Below are 26,351 nucleotides of genomic sequence, written 5' to 3'. Positions count from 1 at the left end.
TTTATAGCCTATAAAATTGATAGATAGAAGGTGAACAAAATGGCTTATCAACATACTGTAGGGCAGAAAAGCTACCAATTTGAGAGTTTAAAGGTGTTGCTTGCCAAAGCATCACCGCGACGATCAGGTGATGAGTTGGCAGGGGTTGCAGCCTCTGACGCCACTGAACGCGTAGCAGCGCAAATGGCCTTAGCCGATTGTTTATTAATCGACTTTTTGGATGACATTACCATCCCTTATGAAGACGATGAAGTGACTCGGCTAATTATGGCACAACATGATTGCCAAGCCTTTGCCAAAATATCTAGCTTTACCGTTGGCGATCTAAGAAACTGGTTATTGGGAGAATCTGCCACAAGGGATGAAATAGCAAAGTTGAAGTACGCCTTTACCCCAGAGATGGTAGCTGCCGTTAGTAAAATAATGCGCGTGCAAGACTTAATCTTAGTTGCAAAGAAGTGCCAAGTCGTTACTAAGTTTCGCAACACTATCGGTCTTGATGGTTGTCTATCTACGCGCTTACAGCCCAATCATCCTACCGATGATATGTTGGGTATTTCTGCCAGTATTATCGATGGTTTAATGTATGGCAATGGGGACGCTGTGATTGGCATTAATCCTGCCACTGACAATCTACAAAATCTATCAGAATTACTAAAGCTGCTAGACCATGTGATCTCTGAATATCAAATTCCCACTCAATCTTGTGTTTTGACCCACATCACCTCCGCTATCCAATTGATTGAGAAAAAAGTACCCGTTGATTTAGTCTTTCAGTCAATTACCGGCAGCGAAAAAGCCAATACCAGCTTTGGTATAGATTTAGCACTATTGAGAGAAGGCTATGAAGCGGGGCTCAGCTTAAATCGTGGCACAGTTGGTCAAAATATTATGTACTTTGAAACCGGACAAGGCAGTGCGCTGTCAAGCAATGCACACTTCGATGTCGATCAACAAACGCTTGAAGCAAGGGCTTATGCAGTGGCTAGAGAATTTAACCCACTGTTAGTAAATACGGTCGTTGGATTTATTGGTCCTGAATATCTGTTTGACGGCAAACAAATCATTCGCGCCGGCTTAGAGGATCACTTCTGTGGCAAGCTGCTTGGCGTACCTATGGGCTGTGATATTTGCTATACCAATCACGCCGATGCCGATCAAGATGATATGGATACCTTACTGACCTTGCTTGCGACGGCTGGAATCAACTTTATTATGGGTATTCCAGGCTCCGATGATGTCATGCTCAATTATCAAACCACCTCATTCCATGATGCACTCTATGCTAGGCAGCTGCTTGGATTGACTCCTGCTCCTGAGTTTGCGCATTGGCTCAGTGAAAACGGCATTTATACTCAAACGCAAAACAGTATTCAGTGGTCAGACAAGCCATCCTCTCTACTTTCTGGCATTATATAACCCTATAATAGTGATTAAAATAAATCTATAAAGTTACGCAATACCGAATCATAAAGGAGAATGCTATGTCTATGAATGATTCGCAAGTTAAGCAGTCGATTATTGACGAAGACAAACCCGAAACGAGTCAAAGATCTGAATTGGTTCATCTAGATCCTTGGCAGAAGTTAAAAGAATATACAGATTCTAGAATCGCTTTAGGACGAGTTGGCTGTAGTATTCCTACCAAAGCTTTATTAAAGTTTCAGCTTGATCACGCTGAAGCCAAAGATGCGGTATTACAAGATTTGGATATCGAACGCTTGGTTGATGATTTGTCTACACAATGCCATCTTACTTTTAAAGATATGGACACAGAGGCTGCGACAGAAAATTTAGAAAAAATTGACGAACAATCTCTAGAGCAATCAGATGAGGTTTGGGAGCTATTCAAAGTGATGAGTCAGGCAGAAAACAAATCTGACTATCTTAAACGTCCAGATTGGGGAAGGCTATTAAACAGTGACTCCTCTGAAAAACTAGAGCACTTTTTAGAACAATCTGGCACAGATAAATCTTATGATGTCATCATCGTGATGGGAGATGGTCTATCGGCACGAGCGCTAGAAGAAAATGGGCCCAAGCTTGTAGCAGAGCTTATTCCGTTATTCAAAGAGCAAGGCTGGAGCATTGCGCCCTTGGTCATTGCTACTGGCAGCCGTGTGGCTTTAGGCGATAAAGTTGCTGAACGTCTCAATGCCAAAATGCTGGTAATGCTTATTGGTGAGCGGCCCGGTCTTAGCTCCCCTGACAGTTTAGGTATTTATTACACTTGGGACGCGCATGCTGAAAGCCATGATGCCATGCGCAACTGCATCTCTAATGTGCGCGCAGCTGGACTGCCCATTAAAATGGCTGCAAATCGACTATTAGCCTTAATGAAAAAATCTTGTGAACTTAAATTATCCGGTGTTGATTTAAAGGACGAGCAAGAGCTGCCAACCCTAGATCAAAGTCAACCAGCGATAAAATTGCTATAAAATAAATTGCATAAATTACTGTCATGACAAGGAGTCCGACATGAAACTTGAAGCTACAGAATCCTGTAAAGAATTAATCGAACTATTAAAATCTAAGCACGGTGACCTGATGTTTCATCAATCTGGCGGCTGCTGCGATGGTAGCTCACCGATGTGTTATCCGTTAGGTGAGTTTAAAGTTGGCGGTCAAGATGTGTTGATTGGTGAGCTGGCTGGCTGTCCATTCTATATGGGTAAAGCACAATATAAGCTATGGCAACATACCGACTTAACCATCGATGTGGTCAACGGACGCGGTGCGAGTTTTTCACTTGAAATACCAGAGGGCAAACGCTTTATCGTGCGCTCGGAGATATGTGAAGTATAGGCAAATCACTTTAAAAGACAAATATCACAGCTCAAAATAACAGACATATTCCATCTCGAAAATCTATTTTGTTAACTTGATTCATCAAACCTTCCTTTCCTTAAAGGCGTATTGACCAATCGATACGCCTTAGTCATTTTTATTTATTTATTCTGATAAAATAATAGTTATTGTAATGGACGACCAATGTTTAATTGGCATGGACGCTACAAGGAATAAGAAATGGAATTTGATACAAAGTTTGATTACGTCATCGTTGGTGGCGGTTCAGCGGGCTGCGTACTTGCCAGCCGACTTACGGAAAACCCAGACATTAGTGTTTGCTTGTTAGAGTATGGCGGTGATGGTAAAGACCTGACTATTCGCGTACCTGCTGGGCTTATTCTTCTCGTCCCTGGCAAACCGCTCAAGTTAAACAACTGGTGCTTTCATACCACCCCTCAAACTCATTTAAATAACCGTCGCGGCTTTCAACCTCGCGGACAGTGTTTGGGTGGCTCATCCGCTATTAATGCCATGATTTATACGCGCGGCAGTGCGCTAGATTATGAGCGCTGGGTAGAACAAGGTTGTACTGGATGGGGGTTCGATGATGTCTTGCCTTACTTTATCAAGGCCGAAAATAACGTCCATGGTGGCGATGATCTACATGGCGATAACGGGCCGCTCCATGTCAGCGACTTACTCAGCCCACGTGATATCTCAAAAGCATTTGTAGAAGCAGGTGTTGCCAATGGACTGGCTCACAATCAAGACTTCAACGGAACAAAACAAGACGGCGTAGGCCTGTACCAAGTCACTCATTTTCATGGTGAAAAACAAGGTCAACGCTGCTCTGCCGCTGCCGCTTATCTACACCCAGTCGAAAGTCGGCCTAACCTTACTATTGTTACTCACGCTCAAGCCAACCGTGTCTTAATCGAAGATAATCAAGCGGTAGGCGTCGTCTACGAAAAAGATAGTGTTGAACATACCGTTATGGCTCGTCATGAAGTCATTTTATCAGGTGGCGCTTTTGGCTCACCTAAAGTACTCATGTTATCGGGTATTGGTCCAGCCGAGCATTTGCAAGCGCATGGTATTGATGTTGTGGTAGACTCACCAGAAGTGGGCGGCAACTTACAAGATCATTTGGATGTGGTGTTTGACTACGAGGTCAATACCACCGATGTATTTGGAGTCGGCATGGCTGGTGGTAGAAACTTCTTCAAAGCTCTTTCACAATGGAGAAAAGATGGCACAGGTCTGCTGTCCACCAATTATGCTGAGGCTGGTGCTTTCTTTAGTGTTGGCGATGACCCGCAAGAATGGCCAAATACTCAGCTACACTTTGTGATATCTCGAGTAGTCAATCACGGCCGCGATATCAAACTTGGCTACGCTATCTCATGTCATGCTTGCTACCTGCGCCCTGAAAGTCGCGGTACTGTCCGGCTTGATTCTGCCAATCCCTCTGATCCAGTATTGATTGATCCAAACTATCTCTCTCATCCCAAAGATATTGAGTACATGGTTGCAGGAGCAGAACGTACCCGAGCAATCATGCAAGAAGCGCCAATCGCCAAATATATCACCGAAGACTACCCTGCTCCCTATCTCGAAAAAGACGGTATGCTTGGCTATATTAAAAATAGATCTGATACCATCTACCATCCTGTTGGCACCTGCCGAATGGGCTCAGATGAAAGCTCCGTAGTGGATCTGGAATTGAAGGTGCGCGGTGTAAGCGGATTACGGGTAATCGATGCGTCAATCATGCCAACTTTAATCAGCGGCAATACCAATGCGCCAACTATTATGATCGCTGAGAAGTTAGCCGATATGATTAAAGCCAAACATGATCATGTCAAATCAGTTTCATCCTAAATCACCGAAATTTAATAGCTGAAAGTTAAAGGCTATATCACTAGCTCTGATATGTATCATATTACGAAGAGAGTAGTTAAATAGCTCTCTTCATTCAGTCACTTCCACTTAATTAACAACGTTAAGACGTGATATTTTTGTTGAATTTAGTTTACAGATATCTTGCGTTGTAGCCATTTAACAGAGTATATTCAAACGACTTATTTATATTTGTATTTTTTGCAGACTTGATTCAGAGTGGGTAAAACATGACTACTGTTCTGCATTGGATATTAAAGATACTATATTAATAAATACTTTAAAGGGAATTAAGAGCTTGCCAATTGTGTTCATGGTTCGAACACGGATCTGTATATTTATTGGCAATGACTTATCGTTTACATAGGATGTAACAATGCAAAAAACACTCTTCAAACTTACGATGTTGGCTACGGTTGTCTTGAGTATAAGCGCTTGTAGCAGCGACAACAAAACCACTAATGATTCTGCTGCCAGCTCAGACGCCAAAGCGGCTAAAACATTACTTTACTGCTCAGAAGGCAGCCCCGCTGGTTTCGATCCAGCACAATATACTTCTGGTACTGACTTTGATGCCAGCGCCTACCCTATCTATAACGGCTTAGTAGAATTCAAAAGAGCGGGTACTGAGATTCAACCAGGGCTGGCTGAAAGCTGGGATATTAGCGAAGATGGTAAGACCTATACCTTTAATCTACGTAAAGGGGTCAAATTTGGTAAAACAGACTACTTCACCCCAACCCGCGACTTTAACGCTGATGACGTCGTCTTTACGCTAAAACGTATTACCAACCCAGACTTTGAATTTAATAAAGCCTATCCTGCTGAGTTCCCATATTCGGTCGGCATGGGACTGCCTGATATTATCTCCAATATCGAAAAGGTCGATGACTATACGGTAAAAATCACCCTCAGCGAGACCAATGCGCCATTTTTACAAAACCTAGCGATGGCCTTTGCTTATATTAACTCCGCTGAATATGCAGACCAATTAATGGCTGCGGATAATGCCGCTGATATTAATACCAAACCTGTTGGTACCGGACCTTTCGTCTTTACCTCCTATCAAAAAGACGCGCAAATTCGTTATACCAAAAATCCAGACTATTGGAACAAAGACGATATTCATATCGACAATCTAGTGTTTGTCATTACCAAAGACTCAGCAGTTCGCGCCCAAAAAGTTCAAGCCGGCGAATGCCATGTGTCAGCCTATCCAAAACCTGCCGAAATTGAGTCAGTCAAAAAATCCGGTAAAGCCACAGTCCTTGATCAGCCTGGCTTCAACGTAGGCTATGTGGGCTACAACGTAGAAAAACCAAAGCTTGATGATCTTAAAGTCCGTCAAGCGTTAGATATGGCCATTAATAAAGACGCTATTATCAATGCGGTCTATCAGAGTGAAGGACTCAAAGCGACCAATCCAATGCCGCCAACGCAGTGGGGTTACGATGAGTCGCTTAAAGATGCCCCTTATGACGTTGAAAAAGCAAAAGCCCTTATGAAAGAAGCTGGTGCTGACAATCTTGAAATCGACCTATGGTATATGCCGGTTCAACGGCCGTACAACCCTAATGCCAAGCTAATGGCTGAAATGCTGCAAGCAGATTGGGCGAAGATTGGTGTCGATACCAAGCTTGTCACTTATGAATGGGGCGAGTACCTAAATCGCGCTGCTAAAGGTGAGCACGATGTTATTCTAGCTGGCTGGACCGGTGACAATGGTGACCCAGATAACTGGCTTGGTACGTTATTATCTTGTGATGCTGTCGGTGGTAACAACTACTCACGCTGGTGTAATAAAGACTTTGACAGTTTAGTGACCAATGCCCGTCAGATTACCAACCAAGATGATCGCGTCAGTGATTATGTACAAGCTCAGCAGATATTCAAAGAGCAGCTCCCTTGGACAACGATGGCACATTCGGTGGTCACCGTATTCACGGCACCAAACGTTGTCGATTACAAGATTAGTCCACTAGGTTCAATACGCTTCGATGGTGTGAAGGTTGAATAACCTTGGCTAATTAAGTCCGGTACGACATGCACTGTTATTTAATTTGTATTCGGCTGGATCAGACTCTCTGCTCCAGCCGTAATTGTATAAATTAAGCGCTTTGCTAAACATATTGCTAAACACTATGTCACGGACAGTATTAGCACTGCTAGTACGCTAATCATCGATCTATAACTATTGACCCACAACTATTGAGCAGCCCATGCTACTGTATATTCTGCGTCGAATTGCTATTCTAATTCCCGTCTATCTTGGCCTAACGCTATCGACCTTTACCCTGATTCGTCTCGTCCCTGGAGATGCCGTCGAGATTATGATGGGTGAGCGTATGGTCGATCCAGAGCTACATGCCCGTGCCCTAGAGAGACTTGGCTTAGACAAACCACTCATCGTCCAATATTGGGATTACTTAACCGGTATCTTGACCGGTGATTTTGGACAATCCTTTCGTACACGTACCCCAGTGTTACAAGACTTCTTTGCCCATTTTGTACCAACCTTAGAGCTGGCTGTATGCGCCATTGTCATTGCTAGTGTCATTGGTGTTAGCTTAGGTATCTTTGCTGCGCTGCGACGTGGTACTTGGATTGATTACACCTTAATGTCAGGAGCGCTGGCAGGATACTCTATGCCCATATATCTATTAGGTCCTATCCTAACCGGTATATTCGCCCACTATTTAGGGCTGTTACCAGTCGCTGGGGTGATATCTGTCGCTCAGTTTTTAGATGTTAAGCCCTTATATGGCTCATGGTTATTGGGTTCTCTGACGTCAGGAGAACCTGGCGCATTTTGGGATGTGGTAAAGCACTTTATCTTACCTTCTATTGCTTTATCGACCATTCCATTAGCGATGATCGCGCGGATGACACGCTCGGCAATGCTAGAGGTGTTAGATGAGGACTATGTGCGTACAGCACGAGCCAAAGGCTTATCGCCGCGCCGAGTGATAATGATACACGTTATGCGCAATGCTTTGATTACAGTAGTCACTGTCGTTGGTTTGCAGATGGCGACCTTGCTTGCTGGCGCTATTATCACTGAGACTATCTTTAGTTGGCCAGGCGTTGGTAATTGGCTACTCGATGGCTTTTTTACTCGTGATTATCCTATTGTGCAAAACGGTATTTTACTGGTAGCCACAGCCTTGATTTTGGTTAGTTTATTTATCGATATTTTGTATGGTCTTATCAATCCACGTATTCGACATACTTCTTAATTTAACATTGATAAATAATCATATTACAAATAGTGACGACTAGCGCTTGCATGGTTTAGAGCAATTTTTAGCAAATTCTTAGTACTTTTTTAGGAATAAGACTCTAAACACTGTCGAAGCGCTAGCCACTACAGGAATTGCTCATGAAGCCTTCTGTTCTCCCCTCTGATATCAATCTGGCAGCCACACCGCCCTCGTCTTGGCAGCTATTTCTATCGACGTTCTGCCGAAATAAAGGCGCCGTACTTGGTTTTATTGTACTGGCGTTGATGGTCATTATTGCCATACTTGCGCCCGCCATTGCGCCTCATGACCCTTATGAATTGTTCACCGGCCAAGAGCAATTGCCACCAGCATTTCTGAGTGGTGGCGATACTATGTTTTGGCTTGGTACTGACGATGCAGGGCGAGATACTTTATCTCGGGTGATGTATGGCGCGCGTTACTCATTGTTTATTGGTCTAAGCGCCACTACCCTTGCTATGTTGGCCGGTGTTTCATTAGGACTTAGCGCCGCGTTTTGGCCAAAAGTTTGGGGCAAAGCGGTGATGCTAGTCAATGATATTTTGATGTCCTATCCTAGCTTGCTGTTGGCTATCATTATTGCGGCTATCTTAGGCCCTTCTATGACCAACACTATTATTACCATTGCCTTGGTCTGTACCCCACCTTTTATTCGCCTGACACGTGCTACCGCGATGGTAGAGCTACAACGTGAGTATTTTGTTGCCTCGCAAGTGATGGCCGCTGGCGTGTTCCGCTTATTATTCGTAACCATTTTACCCAACTGTATGGCGCCTCTCATTGTACAAGCGACGATGATTTTCTCCTCTGCCATTCTAGAAGCAGGTGCGATTGGTTTCCTAGGCTTCGGTGTACAACCGCCAGATGCTGAATGGGGTGCAATGTTAGGTACAGCGCGTCAATATATTCAAAGTAATGTTTGGCTAGCTATTTGGCCGGGTGTCGCTATCTTCTTAGCTGCCTTATCAATTAACTTAACTGGTGATGGCCTACGCGACGCTCTAGATCCTAAATTGAAGCAGGTAACCTAATGACTGAAATTTTAAATAATGCTTCTGTAGTAAATTCAGCAGGTTCTTCGACAGAAAATACCCCATTACTACTGGATATCAAAAATCTCTCGGTAACCTTTGGTGAAGGGGCGCGTGCTTTTCGCGCAGTAGATGACGTGTCGTTAACGATTAGGCAAAGCGAAGTTGTGGCAGTCGTCGGTGAATCTGGTTCAGGAAAGTCCGTCACTATGATGGCCTTAATGGGACTGTTGCCGCCTTCTGCGACAGTTCGTGCTAAGCGAGTGATGTTTGATAATAAAGACATGCTGAGTATGCGAGCCAAAGAAAAACGCGGCATTATTGGTAAAGATATCTCGATGATTTTTCAAAATGCGATGTCTTGTCTAAATCCAAGCTTTACGGTTGAGATGCAATTGGGTGAAGTACTGCGCAAACATCTTGGCTTACGGGGTTCAGCGGTCCAGACACGTATCTTAGAGCTGCTTGAATTGGTTGAGATGCCTGACGCCAGAAACCGTCTCAAAGTCTATCCGCATCAGCTGTCAGGCGGTATGAGCCAGCGGGTCATGATTGCGATGGCGATTGCTTGCGAGCCAAAACTACTTATCGCTGATGAACCAACCACTGCTCTTGATGTCACGGTGCAAGCGCAAATCATGGACTTGCTCAGCCGACTACAACGCGAAAAACAAATGGCGATGGTGCTTATCACCCATGATTTAGGTTTAGTCGCGCAAAACTCACGCGATGTCGTCGTCATGTATGCCGGACAAGTGGTTGAAACCAGCACTGTACCAGAGATTTTCCAAAATCCTGCTCATCCTTATACCGAAGCATTGCTACAAGCAATTCCTGAGCTGGCTATCGGTCAAGACAGGCTTAACAGCTTGCCGGGTGTTGTACCAAGTCAATATGATCGCCCGAGCGGTTGCTTATTATCTCCACGTTGTCCGTATAAAGAGCCAGCTTGTGAAGTACCACCACCCATTTTAGACACGCCTAATGGCAGCGTGCGCTGTATTCACTCAGACCTGCCAAATTTACCTTCTCGCACTTCTATCGCTAACGCTGCTACTTTGGAGTCCCAGTTATGAGTAATAAAGTGGTCTTAAAGGCAGTGAATCTACACAAGCATTACCCAGTATCGCAAGGTTTGGGCAAACCTAAAGCTTATGTTAAAGCTTTAAACGGTATCTCATTTGAGCTTGAAGCTGGCAAGACGCTCGCGGTCGTTGGTGAATCAGGCTGCGGTAAATCGACCCTCGCCCGCCAGCTAACGCTCATTGAACAGCCTACTGACGGTGAATTATTTATCAACGATGAGGCGACAACTGGCTACAGCCGAAAAGCATTAAAAGATTTGCGTACCGAGATTCAGATGGTATTCCAAAACCCTTATGGTAGCCTTAACCCGCGTCATACTATTGGTTATCAATTGACTGAACCCTTAGATATTCATACCAAGCTATCAAAAGAAGAAAAGCGTAGCAAAATTAATGAGATGATGAGACATGTTGGTCTACGTCCCGAACATGCTGGCCGTTATCCGCATATGTTTTCAGGTGGACAGCGTCAACGGATTGCTCTCGCCCGCGCTATGATGCTCAATCCAAAGATTGTGGTCGCTGACGAACCTACCTCGGCGCTCGATGTCTCGATTCAAGCGCAAGTATTGAATTTATTCATGGATTTACAGGACGAATACCATACCGCTTACGTCTTTATCTCTCATAACTTATCAGTGGTACGCCATGTCGCTGATGATGTAATGGTGATGTACTTAGGTCAGGCGGTCGAACACGGGCCTAAAGAGGCTATTTATAATGCCCCAAAACATCCTTACACCATTGCTTTATTAGCAGCGGCACCGACTGTAACTGGCCATAAAAATGACTTAACCTTACATGGTGAGCTTCCAAGTCCACTTAACCCACCAACTGGCTGCGCGCTACATAAACGCTGTCCTTATGCCAAGCCTAAATGTAGTGAAATAGAGCCGGAGCTGCGAGAATGGGACGGTCGATTGGTGTCTTGTTTACGGTTGGAAGAGATTTATGGGTAAAGTAGCTATGGGTTGATCACATCTAATTAACGTTCACCACACCGCGACATTTAGGAAACTGACTACAACCATAAAACGCCTGCCCTTCGCGCGCGCCTTTTTTTACGACACGTTTAATCATCTCACTATGACATCTTGGGCAAGCAGGAATATTATTGAAAACGATTGGCGCGTCGACTTGCTCAACAGTAGAAAGCTCATTGATATTCGGCTTAGACTCTAAAACCTCAAACGGTGTGATAAATACCGAGTCACTACTAATTAATTGCGGGCTAGAGGGCAGAATGGCTAGCGCAACAGTTGACGCATTGCTGGATTCAATTTCAGTTTGACCCGACCATCGCAGCACTTCTCTACTTTTCAGCGTGGGTCGTTTAGCAGTTTCTTTTACTATCGGTTCTGGTGTAGGCTTATTAGCCATTTTAGCAACTGGTTTATTATTAGCGTTACCGCTAGGCGGCTTATTTGACTGGCTATGCTTGTCTTTTAGATAGGCTTTGTGCTCTCTATTGGTTTTCCAAGATTTGCTAAATCTATTACTTTCAATTTGCTCAATGATAGCCTTAACATCTTCTTCACTTAGTACCTTATCTTGCTTTTTCTTCACATAAGACGCCATTCCACTCGTCAATACGTGCTCAGGTAACTCATCGCGCGTTTTCAGCTCACACTCACCGATGAAAGCAATCATCGAATGAAAGTAGCTAAGCTCCAATCCTAATAAATCTGCGAGCGTCTTAATGTGCAAGTAGTTTTGGCGCAATGGGTTTTGAAATTTGAATTTACTTCCATTTGGGAAGGCTTGTGTCCACTGTCTTTGGTTCTCGCTACCATATATCCAGCCTTTATAGTTTTTGGTTTCGATGACAAAGATACCGTATACAGAAACGATAATATGGTCGATTTGAGTGCTACCACCATTGGCTCGTGGTAAGGTAATACCGTTTAGTCGGTGGTAGACGTCTTTTTCAAGCTTAAGCCACATAGCGACATTGATAACGGTTTCACCTAGGAAACCTTTGAAGGTGGATTTTAGGGACATAGCAGAAATCTCAAAAACAACTTATTAGAGCTAATATTTCCTATCTAAAAATTCAAAGACTCTCAAAATAGCGATAAACATATTCACTCTAACTAAAATATTTTTGAATTCATAGGATACACTATGCGTACTAATAAGAAGCTTAATGCATATACATTGAGTGTGACTTTCGGATATTTATCTTCCTAATACACTACTAATAAAATCATCAACTCCAGCATCTTTGTACCTAATAGCTTCCAACAAATTATAAGTATTAGATAAGATTGGAAAACGCCATAAAGGAGTGGAGTGAATATCAGTAAATTCGACGATAGGTCTTTCAGCCCAGAAAAACTCAAACTCATCTGTAAAGTGTTTGTAGTTTTCTTCGTATACTCTTAAGTATTTGCCTTGATAAGTTGTTGTATATACGAAATCGACTTCTTGCTCTGTACCCATCAAATTGTTAGGAGGACTTGATCTTCTCCAAGAAACCGTATTATTTTGGGTCATTGCAATCAAATGGTCTATAAACTCAATGTAATCTCTATTAGCCTTCATTTTGTTACCTAGTTAAAGTTCTATTTTTATCTTGATGTTTTAGCTCTTCAACTACAACATTGATATTAGTAACGATTTCTCGCGCTGATATCTCATTCGATATAGAGCTAAAAAATTTTATAGTATTCTTACCTCTGAAAACTTTGATACTTCGCCTAGTAATCTTCAAATCGTTAAGCAAGTCATCAGTTGCACTTCTCTGAATATTTCGAAGTTTAACGTCTATTAAAGCAAATCTCTCATTAATAACTTCAATATTATTATCAAACTTACCAAGCAAACGAGTCATTTCACTAGAAAACGTTTCTAACTCTTTAACGTATTCAACTACTCTAACATTTAGTAAAAACCTATCTTCAATCTTACTAACTTTTTTAAGAGTTATATAAGCTATGAGAAGACTAGCTATGGAAGCTAAACTTCCATAATCCGAAAAACTTAATCTACTTAGCCAGTCATTCAAAACTAAAGCCTTATGAAAAAACACTAGGTTTGTTGTTAGATTCTATTATAACTACCTAGCAGTTAAAGCGATAGTATGACCTTGAAATTTTAAACTCAAATTCAGTTATAACTTTAGGCACCCCACACAAAAATAAACTAAAACACGAACTAATTTTAATTAGGCATAGAATAGTCGCTACTAGATACATTTTATTCTCGATTGCAGTAATATCATGCTACAGACAATACTGATGCAGGTAAATAAAAAGAACTGCTCCAAAACCAAAAATCAAGCTATTAAAAAAAAGCCACCAGATTTCTCCGGCAGCTCTTTCTTGTTTAAACGCTAACTAAGTCAGGTTTATTACACCAAACTATTTACCGCTTCAACCACAGCCTCAGTCGTAATACCAAACTCTTTGTATAACTGATCTGCAGGAGCAGATTCGCCATAAGTGGTCATGCCGATGACTTTGCCATCTAGACCAACGAACTTGTACCAGTAATCTACATGCGCAGCTTCTACCGCTACGCGAGCACGAATAGTGGCCGGCAATACAGCGTCACGGTAGCTAGCATCTTGCTCCATAAAGATTTCTGCACATGGCATAGAGACCACACGGACGCCAACGCCATTTTCGCTAAGCGTCTCGTACGCTTCCATCGCTAAGCCAACTTCTGAACCCGTTGCAATGATGATGGCTTTTAGCTCGCCTTGTTCCTTCGCTAGCACATAGCCGCCTTTAGTGATATTAGCGACTTGCTCACTGTCACGTGCTTGATGCGGTAAGCTTTGACGGCTAAAGATAAGTGCAGATGGATTGTTTTCTGACTTAATCGCTTCTACCCAAGCAGTAGCAGATTCGGTCGCATCACAAGGACGCCATGTACGTAGATTTGGTGTCGTGCGTAGGCTAGTCAATTGCTCAACTGGCTGATGCGTTGGGCCATCTTCACCCAGACCGATAGAATCATGCGTGTAGACATGGATGATACGTTGCTTCATCAATGCACCCATACGCACGGCATTACGCGCGTATTCCATGAACATCAGGAAGGTCGCCACGTAAGGGATAAAGCCGCCATGCAATGCGATACCATTGGCAATCGCGGTCATACCGAACTCGCGCACGCCATAGTAGATATAGTTGCCATCAGCGTCAGTCTCGATGCCTTTAGCACCTTTAAATAGGGTTAGGTTTGAGCCAGCTAGATCCGCTGAACCACCCAACAATTCTGGTAATAATGGCTGTAAGGTATTGATGGCGTTTTGACTGGCTTTACGGCTGGCAACATCACCGCCCTGCTCTTGGGTTTGTTGGATATAGTCTTGCGCTTGCTTGTCAAAGTCCGCTGGCAACTCACCATTTAAGCGGCGTAGTAGCTCGCTTGCCAATTCTGGATAAGCCTTTTTATAAGCTTCAAAGTCCGCATCCCAGTTCTTTTGTTGCACATCGCCTTTGGCTTTGGCATCCCACGCTTCATAAATTTCATCATCTAATTCAAACGGTGCATGCTTCCAAGATAACGCATCACGAGTCAAGGCGATTTCGTCATCACCAAGTGGTGCACCATGGCTGGCTGCTAAGCCTTGCTTGTTCGGACTACCAGCGCCGATAGTGGTTTTGCAGATGATTAAGCTTGGTTTAGTGGTCTCAGCAATCGCTTTCTCAGTTGCTTGAGTGATAGCATCGGTATCATGACCATCAACCTTGATAACTTGCCAGCCATACGCTTCAAAGCGCGCTTGCGTATCATCAGTGAACCAGCCTTCAACATTACCATCGATTGATATGCCATTGTCATCATAGAAGAATACTAACTTGCCAAGCGATAACGTGCCAGCCAGTGAACAAACTTCATGGCTGATACCTTCCATCAAGCAGCCATCACCCAAGAACGCATAAGTATGGTGGTCAACGATGTTATGTCCGTCACGATTAAACTGTGCCGCTAGCGTCTTCTCAGCGATAGCAAAACCAACCGCATTCGCGATGCCCTGACCTAGTGGACCAGTCGTGGTTTCAATACCTGGTGTATAACCAAGCTCAGGATGACCTGGGGTCTTTGAATGTAGCTGACGGAAGCCTTTTAGGTCATCGACGCTGACATCATAGCCTGATAAATGGAGTAACGAGTAAATAAGCATCGAGCCATGGCCGTTCGATAACACAAAGCGGTCACGGTTGTGCCATTGCGGATCGGCAGGATTATGTTTTAAAAATTTGCGCCACAGAACTTCAGCAATATCAGCCATGCCCATCGGCGCGCCTGGATGTCCAGAGTTGGCTTTTTGAACCGCATCAAATGAGAGCACACGGATGGCATTGGCTAATTTACGTTCGTTAATTGGGGTGGGCATAGAGTGTCCTAATATTCGAATGAGAAGTATGGAAGATAAGAGGAAAATCGATTGAACAGTAAAATAAAAGCGCGATAAACGCTCTTAAGAATAAGGTGATTAATTAAGGGGCAATATTAACATATTTGCCATGAGCCAAGCCAAAAACGGCCTCATAAAATCGTTTGTATTTAACAATGACTTATATCGGTTTTGTTAAATAACAATTAATAATAGGCAAAAGTAATAAATAGCGAGTTAGCATTATAACTTGCTATTTATATAGACAAAATACTTATTAAACTGAAATTGTCTCAGCACCGCCCATAAATGGACGCAACACTTCTGGAATCGTGATACTACCATCCGCATTTTGATAATTTTCCATGACAGCCAATAAAGTACGACCAACTGCCAAGCCTGAACCATTTAGCGTATGCGCAAGACTTGTCTGTTTACCGTCTTTGACCCGTGTGCCCATACGGCGTGCTTGGAAATCACCACAGTTAGAACAACTTGAGATTTCACGATAGGTCTCTTGGCTCGGTAACCATACTTCAATGTCATAAGTTTTTTGCGCGGCAAAGCCCATATCGCCCGTACATAATTTGACCGTGCGATATGGTAGATTCAACTGCTGCAAAATATATTCAGCTTGTCCAGTCATTGCTTCAAGCAATTCATCTGACTGCTCAGCTGAGGCAATATTGACCATCTCAACTTTTTCAAACTGATGCTGACGAATGAGACCACGAGTATCACGACCGTGTGAGCCAGCTTCACTACGGAAACAGGGTGTATGCGCGGTAAACTTTAACGGCAGCTCTTTGATATCTAAGCGCTCGCCGCGTACCAAATTGGTCATCGGTACTTCCGCCGTCGGAATGAGATAAAAATCCATATCATCATTATTGGTATGATTAGTAAGTTTAAACAAATCATCTTCAAACTTCGGTAACTGACCTGTGCCTTTTAAGCTTTCTGAATTGACGATATAAGGAACATACGTTTCAGTATAGCCGTACTTAATCGTATGAGTATTCAGCATAAACTGAATTAAGGCACGGTGCATTTGTGCCAACTGTCCTCTGAGCACATTAAAGCGGCTACCAGTTAGTTTGGTTGCTGCTTCAAAGTCGAGCATACCGAGTGTCTCACCTAGATGAGTATGGTCTTGAATCTCAAAGTCAAACTCGCGCGGCGTGCCCCATTTGCGCACTTCGACGTTATCATCTTCTGACGTACCCACTGGCACATCTGCTGCTGGAATATTGGGAATCTGCAAAGCCGCTTGGGTGATGCGCTCTTGTAAAGTGCGCAGCTCGTCTTCGGCCGTTTTAATCTCACCGCTGACACTTTGCATCTCAGCCAATAGCTCACTGGCATCTTCGCCCGATTTTTTTAGCGCGCCCACTTGCTTAGCACCAGCGTTACGGCGCGATTGCAACTCTTCGGTTTTGACTTGTAGCGATTTACGCTCATTTTCAATGGTTTGCCAGAACTCCATATCAAGCGTATAGCCACGGGTGGCCAGCTGTTGCTGTAAGTCGCTTAAATCGCCGCGTAAGAGTTTCGGATCAATCATAATAGTTGCCTGTAACGCTGAGAGTGAGTAGAAGGTTTAAAAAAATTTTTAATATAATAAGTGGCCAGCTTAGATTTATAACAGAGCTTTATGCCTAGTTATGACATAGTTATAGTCTTGCTGTGACGCCATGCTTTTTATGACAAAATATTGTAGCCGCTATAATACCAAGACCCAGTAGATTTGACCATGTTTAGACCATTTTTTAACTAGGTTTTCAGGATTTTCTACCTCTAATTTATAGCAACTACTTTTAGCTTAACGATATCCTTCAGCGCTCAATAATGTATGTCTTTTTGAATTTTTAACCCTAAAGTCATACTAATTCCAAAATTTTGAGTGACAAAGACAACGAAGGCAAATACTACATGTAATGGATTAGGCGAGTTTGGCACAGCTAGTTGCATTTTTTGGAACCGATATTAGCTTTCATAACTGATATTAACTCTTATAAGCGTCGTATATCTCTATTAATGCCATTAATATGGTATCTATAAGTGCACAGATATCCTTATATGTTTCATTTAAGAGCACTTTTCGGTAAGATAAGCGCATACCTTTATTACACTTCCGGCCAACTACGGCGTAGCTGCTTACGTTTGGCGTTTTTAAACCCAACACTTTTAATATAAGTATTTGAGAAACCTTTATGGCCCTGTACCCCTACACGCTACAACCTGTCGCCTTAAACTTAACCGAGGCTGAATTCCATCAAGCACAGTATGAGCTATTCGCCAGCGCTAGCCCCTCTTTCGGTTTAAAAAGTATCAAAATGAAAGAATGGATTATTATGGCAGTGGTCGTAATACTAGCAATTGTAGGGTTAGTCTTCGTAACAGGTTACTCGACGATTATTTTTTGGCTAATGCTGGTTGCGGTAGTGATTTATTTACTGGTTCGTACCCTTGGCTTTAAATGGTATGTCAAAAGAGAATTTGAAAAACAAGTTGCTGATCAAGAGATGCCAGACGAGATGCGTCAGATGAAGTTGGGTGTGCAAAAACATGGTTTAGTCATGGCAATGCCAACCAATCAGCCTGATTTGATGAACAATAATAAGATGCGTGGCATGCAAATGCGGGCTGGTACTACTCAACAAGCGGTTATTCCATGGACTGCGGTCAAAAGCTGGGATGAGACTGATGACTATATCTTTATGATGTTTGAAATGAAAGGTCAGCAAGGCAGTCAAATTGTACCTAAACGTTTGCAAGCGCAAAAATTCCCGATTGATACGGTACGTCAGCACCTGAAAGAAGTAGTTCCTGTAAAAGGTTTAAACCCTGAGAGCATTCAACCACCTTCATGATAGTATTTAGGTCTCTTTATCTGTTTTACTTTAAATAATAAAGAGACTTGCTTAATAGTAAAGAGATTTTCTTTAGAGTTTTACAAAACCAATCATAGAATTATATTTATTAAATTTAACTAATCCATTATGGTTTGCTATTATAATAGGCATCAAAAGTTAAAGCATCGTAGTTATTAGTGGTACCAGTCTTTTTCAGAATCCAGTCTCTTTCGTAATATCGTCGTTATATGTTCAGACTTTGGTACGATAAAGAAGGTAATCATAAGTAACGCGACTTGCTATACTCCTATTTTATAAAATCAACACTCACATTATAAGGATAATATTATGAGTAATACTGATAACAGTACTAACCAGATTGGTCTAGAAAAAGCTGAAATGGGTCAAGTAATTGATAAATTAAATGGTCTATTATCTAGCTATCATACTTTCTATATTAACGTCCGTGGTTACCACTGGAATGTTAAAGGTGAGCATTTCTTCTCATTACACCCTAAGTTTGAGGAGTTATACACTGCTCTACAATTACAGATTGATGAGATCGCCGAACGTATTCTAACCTTAGGTGGTACACCATTACATGCTTATAGCGATTTTGCACAGCATTCTGGCATCCAAGAAGATAAGAACGTTAAAGACGGTAATACCTGCGTAAAAGGTGTGGTGACTGGTCTGCAAACGCTTATCGAAGAGCAGCGTCAAGTTTCAGCAGTAGCAGCAGAAAGCGATGACCAAGGTTCAGCCGACCTAGTTGATGCTTATGTACAAGAGCAAGAAAAACTAGTTTGGATGTATAACGCATTCTTAGGTTAATGATTAACTAGACTCTGCTAGTCATTACATCTAATCGTAAATAAAAAAAGCACCTATTATTAGGTGCTTTTTTATTACTCAGATATCGTTAACTAATACTATAAAAACAGATGGTTACTGTTGAATCCATTGGCGCATTTTCTCACGTTCAGCAGGCGTTGCATTAAGCCAAATTTGCATAAAGCTATCAAGGGTATTCGCAGACTGAGTGCTAGAGCTTACCGTACCAGTATTTACCTTAGGTTGGGTTATTGCAGTTTGCTGCCCAGTAGTTGAAGTCGGCTGCTCTAATGCAGCAATAGCGCGCTGGTTCTGTAGTTCGGCATCACTGCTACCACCAAACACACCGCCTAGAGCTTTACCTATACCTGATAGCAAGCCACCTTGATTTCCACCGATGCTTTGCTGACTGGCGATAACCCTATTGTCCTGTTGTACTGCTAGCGTTGGACGTTCAGCATATTCTTTGGCAGCTTTATACTCTTCTGGTTGATTAGGCATAGTCAAACGATAGGTTTGATTGTCTGCCAGTTCCGCCGTTACGCTCACATTGCCTGAACGCAAATAGTCATGCTCATCACGAGGCAAATCATATAGACGGTCATATTTAGCAGTAATGGCATGTTGACCAGGCTGCAAAGTAAACGTTTTAGTTAAAGGCTGAAAGGCACTTTGTTTGACTTCCTGCCCATTAATAGCGGTTACTTTAATATGGTCATCGACGAGCAAAGTAACGGCTGCATGTGAAAGCATAGACACTGAACCTGCGCCAATTAAGAGCGTGCTAATTGTCAGTTTTTTAAGCAAAGAGGCAGAGATTTTCATAAGATATCCTATCCATGATAAAAAATTTGGTAAAAAAATTAAAGGTTAGAGCATTGAGCTATTTATCTTCACTAAGTGTCAGCAGCTAAAAATCCAGTGGTATTGTATGGTTGTCATTACTTGCTGCTTCATCATCTTTTTGGGTTTCTTGAGCGATATCAGCAAGCTCTGCCGCAAGCGTTTGTTCGTCAATAGTACGCAATGCATCGCTTATCACTGCTTTAGATATATTACTACGTCCAAGATTAGAAAACATCGGCTGAATATAGTTGAGCACCTCCATCATTGCCCCGATACGATGCGGTCCTTCGGTCAGCAGATGCTCAATAATACGCTCATCAAATTGCCAACCACGCCGACGTAAAATAGACTGTAATAATGCTTTACGGTCGGCTAGGTCATGACCATTGGGTACTTTGAACGTGGGTGCTTGTGCTAAACGAGTCAGCAGATCAGTCAGCTGAAACGGCAATTCACTGGCTGGTCTATTGGCAGCAAATAGTAACTGGCGCTGCCCTTCACGGCTGCGGTTTATCAAATGAAACAAGGCTTCTTGCCATTGACTGCTATGCTCCAGCACTTCTAAATCATCAATGGCGATAAGATCAAAATTCTCTAAGGATGACAGTACGTGGACATCGGTATGAATCAACTCATTAAGTGATAAACAAATTGCTGACTTATCCATCTCAATGAATGACTCACAAATAGCCGATAGCAAATGAGACTTACCAGTAGCAGGGCTACCGAATAGGTACAGCTGGCCTATCAGGCCGACATGTAGCTGCCGCACTGCATCAATAATCGACATCCAACCTGGACCAGCAAAGTCGCTGAGACTCGCATCGTGCTTAATGTCCAGATTGAGACTTAGCTGTGCTTCTGCCATGAATCATCAACTCGTTTTGCATAGCGCAATGTAAAGAAAAAATTAATTTGTCGAACAATCTTCTTTAAACTGGCTTAAATACTGCGTGACATAAATTTTTTGGTATTGGCATGTAGTTTTCTTAACTTACATTTTTTTGTTATCCAAGAGTTCTCTCGTTCAGTAATAAATTAACTAAATGCTTTATTAAAAAAGACCTTTGTCAAAATTAACCGAAACGAGCAACTGCTATAGTTAATACTGCGCCTATATATAACATATTTACAAAATGACTGACAAGTCTTTTACTTACTAAGCCTGATTAACTGCTATTCGTCAATCTAACATTTAACAACTGCTGCTTGTCTGATCTATCGCCTTCAATCTTAACGCACTTATCTTTCTTCAAATAAATTTAGTTGTTTACGACCCTTATAAAAGTCGGTAGAGCGATAATAATTATAGAGATGTCGAAATAATACGTTAAGTACAGCGGATACAGGCAAGGCAATCAACATACCGACGAAACCTAGTAAGCTTGCGCCTGCCAATACAGAAAAAATAACCCATAACGGTGAAAGCCCGATTTTATCACCCAACAGGAGTGGCTGTAACACGTATCCTTCGGCCGCTTGTCCTACTAAAAACGCACCAACGATTAGAGACAGATAAGTCCAATTTAGACCAAATTGGAACAGACAAGCAATAACAGCGGCTATGAAACCAAGTCCAAAACCTAAATACGGTACAAAACTCGCAACACCTGCAACCATACCAATAATTAGTCCAAGCTCAAGCCCAATCAGTTGTAATTGCACAGCATAAATAATCCCTAACAGCACCATGACCAGTAATTGACCTTTAATGAAAGCCATCAATGCACGGTCACACTCTTGGGCGATGCCAATGACTGTTTTGCAGTAAGCAGTAGGAATAGCCACTTTCCAGCTAAGCAGACGTTTGTCCCAATTAAATAAGAAATAAAACGTCAGAATGGGTACTAGCACAATCAGTCCGGCATTATTAATAAAGTTCATACTTGAGGCAAGTATTTGGCTCATCCATGTACTGGCGTCTGAGAATCTATAATGCGTCTGCATATAATCTACTAAGGTCTCGGACAAACCCTTCGCCTCTAACTCTGGCAGACGAACAGGGCTATTATTAGTAAACCATTCACGTACCACTTCATCATACCAGCTCAGAATTTTGGGCAAATATTCCCAAGCGGCTTGCAGCTGATGCCACAACGTTGGCACAATCCACCAGAGTAGCAACACCATACTGAAGGTCAGTGCTGAATAGACGACAATAATGGCTATCCAGCGTCTAACATACCTTGATAAGCGTTTGACCAGTGGATTAAGTAAATAAGCCAGTATGAATGCAATAACGAACGGTATAATGACCGGCATCATCAAATACAATAAAAATAGGGTTACAACAATAGCAACGACAATAAATAAGCGCCGAAAAAAAGGATCTATTGGTTGATTTATCATTAAGGGCAATCCTACGATTAAGCTGATTTGAGATGATGACGTTACTAGAGCTGGTCATATAAGTTATTAAATGACTTTCCTATAATAGTAATCATTAGTACGGTAATTTTACAATTACTTTGGCGCTTTATTATCGCAGAGTACAGTAAAAAATCAGTCATTTTTTGTGTCTTGGTTTTTTATTTGCCGCTTATAGCAAATCTTGGTCAAATATTGGCAAGTTGCTTTGCGAGTGTGGCCTGTTTTTGGGTATAATGCGCGCACCACATTCAAATTTTATAATACTGACTTCAATTATTCATTGTAATGAATAACTTCAACTATTAATTCCAATTATCTATCCCCAACTGTGAGATGACTATGAGTGACAAGCCTTCTTTAAGCTACAAAGATGCCGGCGTTGATATTGATGCAGGCGATGCATTGGTTCAACGAATCAAGTCCGTAGCAAAAGCCACTACTCGCCCTGAAGTTGTGGGTGGACTTGGCGGTTTTGGCGCCCTATGTCGTATTCCGACAGGTTACACCTCTCCGCTACTCGTATCTGGTACTGATGGCGTTGGTACTAAGCTTAAGTTGGCACTACAGCTAAATCGTCATGACACTATTGGCATTGATTTGGTGGCGATGTGCGTTAATGATCTATTGGTTTGCGGTGCAGAACCATTGTTCTTTTTAGATTACTATGCAACGGGTAAACTCGATGTCGATGTTGCTGCTACTGTCGTGACTGGTATTGGTGATGGTTGTAAACTTGCCAATTGTGCCCTTATCGGCGGTGAAACAGCTGAAATGCCAGGCATGTACCAAGACGACGATTATGATTTAGCTGGATTCTGTGTGGGCGTGGTTGAAGAAAGCGAGGTTATCACTGGTGAAAATGTCGCAGAAGGCGATGTTCTAATCGCCCTTTCTTCAAGTGGCGCGCATTCTAACGGGTATTCATTAGTACGTAAAGTTATCGAAGTCAGCGGTATTGATGTTACTAGCAGCAATGAGCAGCTAGATGGGCAGCCTATTCAAGATGCGCTAATGGCACCTACTCGTATTTATGTAAAAGCGATTAAAGCTCTGCAGGATACCCTTGGTAGCTCCGCACTGCATGCCATGTCACATATCACTGGTGGCGGCTTAACGGATAACTTGCCACGCGTATTACCGGATAATTTAGCCGCTAGCATCGATACCAACAGCTGGCAGTTCTCAGAGCTATTCACTTGGCTACAAACTGAGGGCAATATCGAGCAAAGTGAGATGTACCGCACCTTTAACTGCGGTGTTGGCTTTGTTATCGTTGTGCCTAAAGATAAAGCTGAAGCGGCGATTAAAACTTTGAATGATGCTGGCGAAAAAGCATGGCAACTAGGTGAGATGGTTAATCGTGAAGCGGATGCAGTGGTGTACCGTTAATGTCAGTATCGCCAATATCAGATGATAATCTACAAAGCACTTCTAAAAGTATCGCAAAAGTATCGGCTAAACCTTTACGCATTGCGGTATTGGTATCAGGCAGTGGTAGCAATCTACAAGTATTAATAGATGCTATGCAAGCAGGTGCGCTACCGATTGAGATAGTCGGTGTCATTAGTAATCGTGAGGATGCTTATGCCATCACACGTGCGCAAGATGCCGCTATTCCAGTAGAAGTATTGTCGCACGTTGCTAATGGCAAACGCATGGGAATCAAAACTTTTGAGAGTCATGCTAATGCTCAACTGGTAGAATGGCAAGCAGATTTGATTGTATTAGCTGGTTTTATGCGGGTATTGAGTGCAGATTTTATCGATAACGCACCAGCACCGATGATTAACCTACACCCTTCTCTATTACCTGTTTATAAAGGGCTAGATACTCACCAGCGTGCCATACAAGCAGGTGAACGTCATCATGGCTGTAGTATTCATGTCGTCACTGCTGAGCTCGATGCGGGCGCTGTTTTGACCCAAGCTTTATTAGAGGTCAATCAAAAAGATACGGCGGATTGTCTACAAACGCGAGTGCAAAAGCTTGAGCATCAGCTATTGCCTTGGACAATTTTGTTATTAGCTAAAGGTGTAATCAACCTGAATAGTCAGGGCAAAGAAACTTTTTCTATGTTACCCACCTTACCTTTAAAGCTTTATTTAAACAGTTAATGTAATGGCAAGAAGCAAAGAAAAATATTAATCATTTAAAACTGTCGCTCATAAAAAAGCCCAGTCACTCAATTTATGAATGACTGGGCTTTTCGGTATCTAATGTTTAAAGCGTTTTAACTTTAAAGTCTGTACGTGTTCTTAACTGTTATGAACGTGGACACCTTTGATGTTTACGAATTCTTTAATACCGAAACCACCATGCTCGCGACCATGACCCGAGTTTTTCACACCACCAAAAGGTAATGCTGGATTTGCGAGGCCATAACCATTGATATAGACCATACCCGTATCAAACTGTTCATTGGCTAGACGTATAGCTTTGTCTTCATCTTTAGAGAAGATAGCGCCACCTAAGCCATAACGGCTGTCGTTAGCAATACGTAATGCATCGTCTTGATCTTTAGCACGTATCAGCGATGCTACTGGACCAAATAGCTCATCATCATAAGCTGGTTGACCTTTTTCAACATTTTCCAAAATAGTCGCTGGATAGAAGCTACCTTTACCTTCTGGTAATTTACCACCAACAGATATAGTAGCGCCTTTGCTTACGCTCTCTTCCACTTGCTCATGCAATTTTTCTTGCAGATCTTTGCGGGCTAATGGACCAAGATCCGAGCTGTCGTCCATTGGATCGCCTGCTTTTTTGCTTTCGAACTCTTCAACGATACGCTTACGGAACTCATCATATAAACTGTCGACAACGATAAAGCGCTTTGCAGCAACACAAGTTTCGCCATTATTTATCAGACGCGCTAGAGTACAAGTTTGTACTGCAAGCTCTAGGTCAGCATCCTCTAAAACGATAAATGCGTCATTCGAGCCCAACTCTAGGACTGCTTTTTTGATTGCTTTTGCTGCTTGCTGACCGACGATGCTACCTGCACCATCACTACCAGTAAGCGTCACACCGCGTACTTTATCATTACCAATTAACTTTTCTGACTGATCATGATCGATTAGAATAGTACGGAACAAATCGTTCGGTAAGTCAGACTCATGGAATATTTTTTCAATTAATAAGCCAGAACCAGTCACGTTTGCTGCATGCTTAAGCAGAACGCTGTTACCTGCCATCAAATTGGCTATGGTATAACGGAACACTTGATAAGCTGGGAAATTCCAAGGCTGCATACCATAGATAACGCCAATGGGCTGATAAGTGACAATACCTTTTTTGAGACCTTCGATGTCACGTTCATCATCAGCAAGCGCGGCCACACCCCTCTCTGCGGTGTAATCACAAATCGCTTTACATAGATCAATTTCTTGTAGACTCTGACTATAAAGTTTACCGCGCTCTTCAGTCATAAGACGAGATAGCTCCTCTTTGTACTTCATCAAGGTCTCGCCAATAGAATTAATAACCTTCGCACGCTCTTCATGGCTAGTTTTACGCCATTCTAGAAATGCTTGATGCGAGGCTTCAACAATGTTGTTAACCTCATCATTACTCATATAGTTGTATTCTTTAATGTCTTCGCCTGTTGCTGGGTTTACAGTAGTAATATCTGCCATGATTATTGACCTTATCCATTTATTTAGTTGATTGATAAATTGCTTAGATGATACTAATTACAAAACACATATTTCTTAGTCTTATCATCTAGCTCTAAACAGTTATTATTCTAAAGATGTTCGTTTTAAAGATATTCTTGCTTAACGTTCAACTCTTCTAAGTTCGAATTATCATAACAAAACTATTCGCTTACAGTTTTACAAGATATAAAGAAATGTGCTTGATATGTTAAGAATGTGACTGTCTTATTAAGAACTACTTAACCAACCCCAAGTTCAGACAAATAAAAAACCAGCACAAAGGCTGGTTTTATTTAACATTAAACTTTAATAGAAGTTGCAATGATTTAGAACAGCCCTGATGCTGAAATGGGAAGTGCCTAAATAAAAGCTACC

Annotated in this window: 22 protein-coding genes; 13 read left to right on the top strand and 9 right to left on the bottom strand. The window is 42.3% G+C overall.

Annotated elements, in window-relative coordinates:
• Positions 1-39 precede the first annotated feature (39 nt).
• From AAEY87_RS08110 to AAEY87_RS08070, 9 genes are all read left to right on the top strand, one after another.
• Complete coding sequence (locus AAEY87_RS08110) at positions 40-1,419, top strand: ethanolamine ammonia-lyase subunit EutB (RefSeq protein ID WP_350656729.1); 1,380 nt, start codon at positions 40-42, stop codon at positions 1,417-1,419.
• Positions 1,420-1,484: 65 nt separating this feature from the next.
• Positions 1,485-2,438, top strand: a complete 954-nt coding sequence (gene eutC, locus AAEY87_RS08105; RefSeq protein ID WP_350656728.1) for an ethanolamine ammonia-lyase subunit EutC — start codon at positions 1,485-1,487, stop codon at positions 2,436-2,438.
• A gap of 40 nt (positions 2,439-2,478) precedes the next feature.
• Positions 2,479-2,805: a DUF779 domain-containing protein gene (locus AAEY87_RS08100; protein WP_350656726.1), complete on the top strand. Its 327-nt coding sequence runs from the start codon at positions 2,479-2,481 to the stop codon at positions 2,803-2,805.
• Positions 2,806-3,027: 222 nt separating this feature from the next.
• Positions 3,028-4,671 (top strand): GMC family oxidoreductase, encoded by a 1,644-nt coding sequence (locus AAEY87_RS08095; RefSeq protein WP_350656725.1) that lies wholly within the window; start codon positions 3,028-3,030, stop codon positions 4,669-4,671.
• Between the two features lie 394 nt (positions 4,672-5,065).
• Positions 5,066-6,706: an ABC transporter substrate-binding protein gene (locus AAEY87_RS08090; RefSeq protein WP_350656723.1), complete on the top strand. Its 1,641-nt coding sequence runs from the start codon at positions 5,066-5,068 to the stop codon at positions 6,704-6,706.
• 202 nt (positions 6,707-6,908) lie between these two features.
• The gene (locus AAEY87_RS08085; protein ID WP_068036776.1) at positions 6,909-7,925 is read left to right on the top strand and encodes an ABC transporter permease; all 1,017 of its coding nucleotides are present in this window, start codon (positions 6,909-6,911) and stop codon (positions 7,923-7,925) included.
• Between the two features lie 143 nt (positions 7,926-8,068).
• Positions 8,069-8,980 carry an ABC transporter permease gene (locus AAEY87_RS08080; protein ID WP_350656721.1) on the top strand — a complete coding sequence of 304 codons (912 nt, stop codon included), beginning with the start codon at positions 8,069-8,071 and terminating at the stop codon, positions 8,978-8,980.
• On the top strand, positions 8,980-10,056 hold the full coding sequence (locus AAEY87_RS08075) for an ABC transporter ATP-binding protein (protein ID WP_350656719.1): 1,077 nt from the start codon (positions 8,980-8,982) through the stop codon (positions 10,054-10,056). The genes AAEY87_RS08080 and AAEY87_RS08075 overlap by 1 nt, the downstream gene beginning before the upstream one ends.
• Entirely contained in the window at positions 10,053-11,024 is a 972-nt protein-coding gene (locus AAEY87_RS08070; protein ID WP_350656717.1) for a peptide ABC transporter ATP-binding protein, read from the top strand. The genes AAEY87_RS08075 and AAEY87_RS08070 overlap by 4 nt, the downstream gene beginning before the upstream one ends.
• 22 nt (positions 11,025-11,046) lie before the next feature.
• Here the strand turns inward: AAEY87_RS08070 and AAEY87_RS08065 are convergent, their stop codons facing one another.
• The 5 genes from AAEY87_RS08065 to serS form a co-directional block, all read right to left on the bottom strand.
• A complete protein-coding gene (locus AAEY87_RS08065; RefSeq protein ID WP_350656715.1) occupies positions 11,047-12,066 on the bottom strand; it encodes a nuclease-related domain-containing protein in 1,020 nt (339 codons plus the stop codon).
• Positions 12,067-12,243: 177 nt separating this feature from the next.
• Positions 12,244-12,609 (bottom strand): hypothetical protein, encoded by a 366-nt coding sequence (locus AAEY87_RS08060; RefSeq protein WP_350656714.1) that lies wholly within the window; start codon positions 12,607-12,609, stop codon positions 12,244-12,246.
• Between the two features lie 4 nt (positions 12,610-12,613).
• Positions 12,614-13,072 (bottom strand): hypothetical protein, encoded by a 459-nt coding sequence (locus tag AAEY87_RS08055; RefSeq protein WP_350656713.1) that lies wholly within the window; start codon positions 13,070-13,072, stop codon positions 12,614-12,616.
• A 345-nt stretch (positions 13,073-13,417) separates the two neighbouring features.
• Positions 13,418-15,415: a transketolase gene (tkt, locus tag AAEY87_RS08050; protein ID WP_350656711.1), complete on the bottom strand. Its 1,998-nt coding sequence runs from the start codon at positions 15,413-15,415 to the stop codon at positions 13,418-13,420.
• 277 nt (positions 15,416-15,692) lie between these two features.
• On the bottom strand, positions 15,693-16,979 hold the full coding sequence (gene serS / locus AAEY87_RS08045; RefSeq protein WP_350656709.1) for a serine--tRNA ligase: 1,287 nt from the start codon (positions 16,977-16,979) through the stop codon (positions 15,693-15,695).
• A gap of 649 nt (positions 16,980-17,628) precedes the next feature.
• Here serS and AAEY87_RS08040 point away from each other — a divergent pair.
• Together AAEY87_RS08040 and AAEY87_RS08035 are read left to right on the top strand one after the other, a co-directional pair.
• Positions 17,629-18,288 carry a YcxB family protein gene (locus AAEY87_RS08040; RefSeq protein ID WP_068036786.1) on the top strand — a complete coding sequence of 220 codons (660 nt, stop codon included), beginning with the start codon at positions 17,629-17,631 and terminating at the stop codon, positions 18,286-18,288.
• A gap of 330 nt (positions 18,289-18,618) precedes the next feature.
• Complete coding sequence (locus AAEY87_RS08035; RefSeq protein ID WP_350656708.1) at positions 18,619-19,104, top strand: Dps family protein; 486 nt, start codon at positions 18,619-18,621, stop codon at positions 19,102-19,104.
• A gap of 114 nt (positions 19,105-19,218) precedes the next feature.
• Here AAEY87_RS08035 and AAEY87_RS08030 read toward each other — a convergent pair whose 3' ends face one another.
• The 3 genes from AAEY87_RS08030 to AAEY87_RS08020 all read right to left on the bottom strand — a co-directional run bounded on the left by AAEY87_RS08030 (position 19,219) and on the right by AAEY87_RS08020 (position 22,299).
• Positions 19,219-19,929, bottom strand: coding sequence for a DUF2057 family protein (locus tag AAEY87_RS08030; RefSeq protein WP_350656707.1), 711 nt, complete (start codon positions 19,927-19,929; stop codon positions 19,219-19,221).
• Between the two features lie 85 nt (positions 19,930-20,014).
• Entirely contained in the window at positions 20,015-20,818 is an 804-nt protein-coding gene (hda, locus tag AAEY87_RS08025) for a DnaA regulatory inactivator Hda (protein ID WP_350656706.1), read from the bottom strand.
• Positions 20,819-21,192: 374 nt separating this feature from the next.
• Positions 21,193-22,299: an AI-2E family transporter gene (locus AAEY87_RS08020; RefSeq protein WP_068036796.1), complete on the bottom strand. Its 1,107-nt coding sequence runs from the start codon at positions 22,297-22,299 to the stop codon at positions 21,193-21,195.
• 360 nt (positions 22,300-22,659) lie between these two features.
• Between AAEY87_RS08020 and purM the strand changes: the two genes are divergently transcribed.
• Together purM and purN are read left to right on the top strand one after the other, a co-directional pair.
• The gene (gene purM / locus AAEY87_RS08015) at positions 22,660-23,709 is read left to right on the top strand and encodes a phosphoribosylformylglycinamidine cyclo-ligase (RefSeq protein ID WP_350656705.1); all 1,050 of its coding nucleotides are present in this window, start codon (positions 22,660-22,662) and stop codon (positions 23,707-23,709) included.
• Positions 23,709-24,434: a phosphoribosylglycinamide formyltransferase gene (purN, locus tag AAEY87_RS08010; RefSeq protein ID WP_350656704.1), complete on the top strand. Its 726-nt coding sequence runs from the start codon at positions 23,709-23,711 to the stop codon at positions 24,432-24,434. The genes purM and purN overlap by 1 nt, the downstream gene beginning before the upstream one ends.
• A gap of 141 nt (positions 24,435-24,575) precedes the next feature.
• On the opposite strand, the gene AAEY87_RS08005 is transcribed toward purN, so the two are convergent.
• Positions 24,576-25,955, bottom strand: coding sequence for an NAD-dependent succinate-semialdehyde dehydrogenase (locus AAEY87_RS08005; protein ID WP_350656702.1), 1,380 nt, complete (start codon positions 25,953-25,955; stop codon positions 24,576-24,578).
• Positions 25,956-26,351: the final 396 nt, after the last annotated feature.

Origin of the sequence: Psychrobacter sp. S1-30-MNA-CIBAN-0213, assembly GCF_040309845.1 — a bacterium.
In the GTDB taxonomy this organism is placed as follows: Bacteria; Pseudomonadota; Gammaproteobacteria; order Pseudomonadales; family Moraxellaceae; genus Psychrobacter.
Note: the sequence above shows the minus strand (reverse complement) of the source record. Positions and strands in the feature narration are given on the sequence as shown.

Excerpts from the sequence above, each read along its gene's own strand:
- AAEY87_RS08110 (WP_350656729.1), top strand. The coding sequence starts at position 40 with ATGGCTTATCAACATACTGTAGGGCAGAAAAGCTACCAATTTGAGAGT.
- AAEY87_RS08095 (WP_350656725.1), top strand. The coding sequence starts at position 3,028 with ATGGAATTTGATACAAAGTTTGATTACGTCATCGTTGGTGGCGGTTCA.
- hda (WP_350656706.1), bottom strand. The coding sequence starts at position 20,818 with ATGGCAGAAGCACAGCTAAGTCTCAATCTGGACATTAAGCACGATGCG.
- AAEY87_RS08090 (WP_350656723.1), top strand. The coding sequence starts at position 5,066 with ATGCAAAAAACACTCTTCAAACTTACGATGTTGGCTACGGTTGTCTTG.
- purM (WP_350656705.1), top strand. The coding sequence starts at position 22,660 with ATGAGTGACAAGCCTTCTTTAAGCTACAAAGATGCCGGCGTTGATATT.
- AAEY87_RS08020 (WP_068036796.1), bottom strand. The coding sequence starts at position 22,299 with ATGATAAATCAACCAATAGATCCTTTTTTTCGGCGCTTATTTATTGTC.
- eutC (WP_350656728.1), top strand. The coding sequence starts at position 1,485 with ATGTCTATGAATGATTCGCAAGTTAAGCAGTCGATTATTGACGAAGAC.
- AAEY87_RS08060 (WP_350656714.1), bottom strand. The coding sequence starts at position 12,609 with ATGAAGGCTAATAGAGATTACATTGAGTTTATAGACCATTTGATTGCA.
- AAEY87_RS08030 (WP_350656707.1), bottom strand. The coding sequence starts at position 19,929 with ATGAAAATCTCTGCCTCTTTGCTTAAAAAACTGACAATTAGCACGCTC.
- AAEY87_RS08070 (WP_350656717.1), top strand. The coding sequence starts at position 10,053 with ATGAGTAATAAAGTGGTCTTAAAGGCAGTGAATCTACACAAGCATTAC.
- AAEY87_RS08100 (WP_350656726.1), top strand. The coding sequence starts at position 2,479 with ATGAAACTTGAAGCTACAGAATCCTGTAAAGAATTAATCGAACTATTA.
- AAEY87_RS08035 (WP_350656708.1), top strand. The coding sequence starts at position 18,619 with ATGAGTAATACTGATAACAGTACTAACCAGATTGGTCTAGAAAAAGCT.
- AAEY87_RS08075 (WP_350656719.1), top strand. The coding sequence starts at position 8,980 with ATGACTGAAATTTTAAATAATGCTTCTGTAGTAAATTCAGCAGGTTCT.
- AAEY87_RS08065 (WP_350656715.1), bottom strand. The coding sequence starts at position 12,066 with ATGTCCCTAAAATCCACCTTCAAAGGTTTCCTAGGTGAAACCGTTATC.
- AAEY87_RS08085 (WP_068036776.1), top strand. The coding sequence starts at position 6,909 with ATGCTACTGTATATTCTGCGTCGAATTGCTATTCTAATTCCCGTCTAT.
- tkt (WP_350656711.1), bottom strand. The coding sequence starts at position 15,415 with ATGCCCACCCCAATTAACGAACGTAAATTAGCCAATGCCATCCGTGTG.
- purN (WP_350656704.1), top strand. The coding sequence starts at position 23,709 with ATGTCAGTATCGCCAATATCAGATGATAATCTACAAAGCACTTCTAAA.
- AAEY87_RS08005 (WP_350656702.1), bottom strand. The coding sequence starts at position 25,955 with ATGGCAGATATTACTACTGTAAACCCAGCAACAGGCGAAGACATTAAA.
- serS (WP_350656709.1), bottom strand. The coding sequence starts at position 16,979 with ATGATTGATCCGAAACTCTTACGCGGCGATTTAAGCGACTTACAGCAA.
- AAEY87_RS08080 (WP_350656721.1), top strand. The coding sequence starts at position 8,069 with ATGAAGCCTTCTGTTCTCCCCTCTGATATCAATCTGGCAGCCACACCG.
- AAEY87_RS08040 (WP_068036786.1), top strand. The coding sequence starts at position 17,629 with ATGGCCCTGTACCCCTACACGCTACAACCTGTCGCCTTAAACTTAACC.